Annotated in this window: 4 protein-coding genes; 1 reads left to right on the forward strand and 3 read right to left on the reverse strand. The window is 49.3% G+C overall.

The window, feature by feature from the left end; all coding sequences use genetic code 11:
• Positions 1-151: 151 nt before the first annotated feature.
• The 3 genes from VFS25_RS20195 to VFS25_RS20205 all read right to left on the reverse strand — a co-directional run bounded on the left by VFS25_RS20195 (position 152) and on the right by VFS25_RS20205 (position 3,691).
• Positions 152-2,458, reverse strand: coding sequence for a polyribonucleotide nucleotidyltransferase (locus VFS25_RS20195; RefSeq protein ID WP_326463988.1), 2,307 nt, complete (start codon positions 2,456-2,458; stop codon positions 152-154).
• 86 nt (positions 2,459-2,544) lie between these two features.
• A complete protein-coding gene (rpsO, locus tag VFS25_RS20200) occupies positions 2,545-2,817 on the reverse strand; it encodes a 30S ribosomal protein S15 (protein ID WP_326463989.1) in 273 nt (90 codons plus the stop codon).
• 181 nt (positions 2,818-2,998) lie between these two features.
• Complete coding sequence (locus tag VFS25_RS20205; protein ID WP_326463990.1) at positions 2,999-3,691, reverse strand: cell division ATP-binding protein FtsE; 693 nt, start codon at positions 3,689-3,691, stop codon at positions 2,999-3,001.
• 143 nt (positions 3,692-3,834) lie between these two features.
• Between VFS25_RS20205 and VFS25_RS20210 the strand changes: the two genes are divergently transcribed.
• Positions 3,835-3,998: BlaI/MecI/CopY family transcriptional regulator (locus VFS25_RS20210; protein ID WP_326463991.1), on the forward strand; the 164-nt coding region annotated here is incomplete at its 3' end.

Genomic DNA, 3,998 nt, shown 5'->3' on the forward strand with positions numbered 1-3,998 from the left:
GAATTGTTAAACGTTGGTTAATACGCCCGCCGAACGGCCCTGGCAAGGGGTATTGGCATGAGTAAGGATTATGTTTTTCGCAAAAAAAAAGCAACCGCTCGTAGAACGGTTGCTTTATAACTCGTTATAAAAAGCCGGTTGGCTGGTTATGCTATTCTTCGTCGTCGCCGATGAACGGTGCCGGTGCATCCGGTTTCGGAGGCCTGGGCCCGCGGTCGCCACGGTCACCTCTGTCGCCACGGGGCGGACGGCCGCCAAAGCGGTCACCACGATCTCCACGGTCGCCCCTGTCACCTCTTTCCGGGCGGTCGGGCCTTTCAGGCCTTTCCACATAACCTTCGGGTTTGGGCATCAGCACACGGCGGCTCAGCTTGAACTTGCCGGTTTTGGGATCGGTACCCACCAGCTTTACCTTCACTTTTTCGCCTTCGGACAGCACACCGTCCATATTTTCCAGGCGTTTCCAGGAAACTTCGGAGATGTGCAGCAGGCCCTGTTTACCAGGCAGGAACTCTACAAACGCACCGTAAGGCATTACTGACTTAACGGTAGATTCGTATACCTCACCTACTTCCGGTACGGCTACAATGCCCTTTATCCAGGTTACAGCCTTATCCAGGCCTTCTTTCTGTGCAGAGAAGATGCTTACTTCGCCGGTTTCACCAACTTCTTCAATGTTGATGGTGGTACCGGTTTCGCGCTGGATCTCCTGTATCACTTTACCGCCGGGGCCTATTACAGCGCCGATAAATTCGCGGTCAATGATCATTTTTTCCATGCGCGGCGCATGCGGTTTGGGTTCCGGACGGGCTGCAGGCAGGCAGGCATACATGGCATCCAGGATGTGTAAACGTCCGCGGAGCGCCTGCGCCAGCGCCTGGCGCATTACATCCATGCTTAAACCGTCTACCTTAATATCCATCTGAATACCGCAAATACCTTCGCGGGTACCGGTTACTTTAAAGTCCATATCGCCCAGGTGGTCTTCATCACCCAGGATGTCTGTTAACACGGCCCATTTACCGTCTGATGCACGGGAAATTAACCCCATGGCCACGCCAGATACGTGCTTGGGTAACGGTACGCCGGCATCCATCAGCGCCAGCGAGCCGGCACATACGGTAGCCATAGAGGAGGAACCGTTAGACTCCAGGATGTCGGACACTACGCGTACGGTATAAGCGTAATCGCTGCCAGGCATCATTTGCTTCAGGGAGCGCATGGCCAGGTTGCCGTGGCCTACTTCTCTGCGGCCGGGGCCGCGCATAGGTTTCACCTCACCGGTTGAGAAGGGAGGGAAATTATAGTGCAGAATGAATTTGGAATATCTGGAGGTGGCGGCGCTTTCTATCAGCAGCTCATCTTCCGGCGTACCCAGGGTAACGGTAGTGAGCGACTGGGTTTCACCGCGGGTGAACAGGGCGCAGCCGTGCGGGGAAGGCAGCAGGTCTACTTCCATGTTCAGGGGACGCACCTGTTCCAGGCTGCGTCCATCCAGGCGAACAGATTCGTCCAGGATCATGTTACGTACCACTTCTTTTTCCAGGTCGTGCAGGTATTTGCCAACCAGGGGCTGGTCTTCTTCCGGCAGCTCTTCAAAGTTCAGGAAGGTTTCCAGCTCTTCGCCGATCTTATGGAATGCTTCGCTGCGTTCGTGCTTACCCAGGGCAGATTTGGCTACCTGGTGTATACGATCTTTTGCAAAAGCTATTATTTTTTCATTCAGCGCTTCGTTGGTATGCGGCTTTTCATATTCACGCTTGCCTTTAACACCAGCCAGCTGCGCCAGCTCTTCCTGTGCCTTTACCTGTTGCTGTATGGCAGTATGCGCTGCTTCAATGGCTTTGATCAGGTCTTCTTCGCTGCATTCCTTGCTCTCGCCTTCCACCATCATAATATTTTTGGCAGTGGCGCCTACAATAAAGTCCATATCCGCTTTTTCCAGCTGGGTACGGCCGGGATTGATCACTATTTCACCATCCACACGGGCCACTCGTACTTCAGAAATAATTTCCTGGATGGGCACGTCAGATACGGCCAGGGCTGCGGAAGCGGCCAGGCAGGCCAGCGCGTCCGGCATTACTTCCGGATCGGATGAAATAAGGGTAACCAGCACCTGTACCTCGCAGAAATAATCGTCGGGGAACAAGGGACGCAATGCACGGTCTATCAAACGGGAAATCAATACTTCATAGTCAGACAGCTTGCCTTCGCGCTTAAAAAATGAGCCGGGAATGCGGCCTGCTGATGCAAATTTTTCCTGGTAGTCAACAGTAAGGGGAAAGAAACTCTGGCCAGGTTTGGGTTCTTTATTTGCTACTACAGTAGCCAGTAATATACAATCGCCCATGCGTACAGTAACGGCGCCATCGGCCTGGCGGGCCAGCTTACCGGTTTCGAGGGTAACTATACGGCCGTTTCCTATATCGAATTTAACTGAGATAGGTGTCAGATTCATAAAAAAGTGAGGATTAAAAGGTACACCTTAAAAAAAACTATTCCCAACCTATCGAAGTTGGGAATAGCGCTATAAAAAAAACATCGTTATTTTCTGAGACCTAACTTCTCGATAAGGGCGCGGTAGCCGGAGAGGTTGGTTTTAGACAGGTAAGAAAGCAGGCGCTTTCTCTGACCTACCATTTTCATTAAACCACGATTGGATGCGAAATCTTTTTTGTTTTGTTTCATGTGAGCAGAAATGCCGGTGATACGCTCCGTCAGTAAAGCAACCTGCGCTTCTATAGAACCGGTATTCTTCTCACTTCCGCCAAATTCTTTGAATATATTGGCTTTCTTTTCAACAGTTAAGTAAGACATCTTAATAAATAATAAAAAATGATAAAGTTTTTTCGTCGCTATTTTTCCGGTGCAAAGGTAAAATGAATATTTGGAATTAACAATTTCACCATAATTAATGATTAATAACGAATAATTAACAATTATAGGCTAATGTAGCTCAATTAATTATTAATTCTTCATTATTAATTAAAGCCCGGCGTCAGGCAAAATTAACTGCCGCATTATCCGTTACCTGCCCGTTTTCGGTACGCAGCACGCGGGAAGGGAACTTCTGCAGCACAATATAATCGTGGGTGGCCATTACAATGGCGGTCCCATCTTCCCGGCAAATGCGGAACAGGAGCTGCATAATGCCATCCGACGTTTCCGGGTCCAGGTTACCGGTAGGCTCATCGGCCAGTATCAGCTTGGGAGAATTGAGTATGGCCCGGGCAATATCCACACGCTGCTGCTCGCCGCCACTCAGCTCATAAGGCATTTTAAACCCTTTGGTGCCCAGCCCTACCTTTTCCAGCACATCCGCTATTTTATCTTCCATGAGCTTGGGATCCTGCCAGCCGGTGGCCCTGAGCACAAACTTCAGGTTATCATGCACATTCCGGTCGGTCAGCAGCTGAAAGTCCTGGAACACCACGCCCAGGTTACGGCGCAGGTAAGGTACTTTTTTCCAATCCATTTTTTTCAGGTCAAACCCTACTACCTGTCCCGCTCCTTCCCGTAAGGTAAGGTCGCCATACAGGGTTTTGAGCAGGCTGGACTTACCTGTGCCGGTTTTACCGATGAGGTACACAAACTCCCCCCTGTTCACGGCAATATTCACATCAGACAAGATCAAAGAGTTTCCCTGGTATATATTAACATTGGATAGCTGCAAGATCGGTTGTTCGTCCATTGTATAGTCCTGTAAGTGTTTAACTGATTAACGTCAACAAAAATAAATGAATATAATCGGGAACCGAGCATTTATTAAAAAAAACTAACAAAATAGTTGTTAAACTAAACTATTAGTTTTAAGTTTGGGTAAACGTATTCCATATGAGCGTACCCGCTGTAAAAACACTCACAAAGGCAGAAGAGCAGATTATGCAGGTGCTCTGGCAAAAAGGCCCCTGCTTTGTAAAAGAGATCATAGAGGAGCTGCCGGAACCCAAACCGCATTACAATACCACCTCTACCCTGGTGAAAATACTGGTAGAAAA

The organism is Chitinophaga sp. (assembly GCF_035761305.1).
Classification (GTDB): domain Bacteria; phylum Bacteroidota; class Bacteroidia; order Chitinophagales; family Chitinophagaceae; genus Chitinophaga.

What these genes read in the sequence shown, in the direction of transcription:
- rpsO (WP_326463989.1), bottom strand. Translation starts at nt 2,817, where the DNA reads ATGTCTTACTTAACTGTTGAAAAGAAAGCCAATATATTCAAAGAATTT.
- VFS25_RS20195 (WP_326463988.1), bottom strand. Translation starts at nt 2,458, where the DNA reads ATGAATCTGACACCTATCTCAGTTAAATTCGATATAGGAAACGGCCGT.
- VFS25_RS20205 (WP_326463990.1), bottom strand. Translation starts at nt 3,691, where the DNA reads ATGGACGAACAACCGATCTTGCAGCTATCCAATGTTAATATATACCAG.